Here is a 523-nt window from a genome sequence, read left to right as displayed (position 1 = left end):
TCAGGATTTCTGGGCCACCACCTCCAACAAGCAGCTCAACTTCGTCCAGCACATCCGCACCATGCTCAAGATCAGCGGCCGGGCGGCGGTGGTGGTGCCGGACAACGTGCTCTTCGAGGGCGGGGCAGGGGAGACCATCCGCCGCAAGCTCCTGGAGAACACCGATCTTCACACCATCCTGCGCCTGCCCACCGGCATCTTCTACGCCCACGGAGTCAAGGCCAACGTCCTCTTCTTCGACAACCGCGAGGCCAGCCCCCACCCCTGGACCAAAGAGGTCTGGTACTACGACTACCGCACCAACATCCACCACACTTTAAAGAAAAAACCCCTGGGCTATGCCGACTTGGCCGAGTTCGTCCAATGTTACCACCCGGCCAACCGCCACCAGCGCACCCCCACCTGGGACGCGGCCACCAACCCCGAAGGCCGCTGGCGCAGCTTCAGCTACGAAGAACTGATCGCCCGCGACAAAACCAGCCTGGACCTCTTCTGGCTCAAGGACAAAAGCCTCACCGACCTC

1 protein-coding gene is annotated in these 523 nt (G+C 62.1%); it reads left to right on the top strand.

Annotation, left to right across the window (positions count from 1 at the left end; all coding sequences use genetic code 11):
- On the top strand, positions 1-523 hold a 523-nt coding region (locus P0N66_RS12785), incomplete at both ends, for an HsdM family class I SAM-dependent methyltransferase (RefSeq protein WP_275806032.1).

Origin of the sequence: Desulfurivibrio dismutans, assembly GCF_029210385.1 — a bacterium.
Classification (GTDB): domain Bacteria; phylum Desulfobacterota; class Desulfobulbia; order Desulfobulbales; family Desulfurivibrionaceae; genus Desulfurivibrio; species Desulfurivibrio dismutans.
This window is presented reverse-complemented; position numbering and strand designations above follow the sequence as displayed.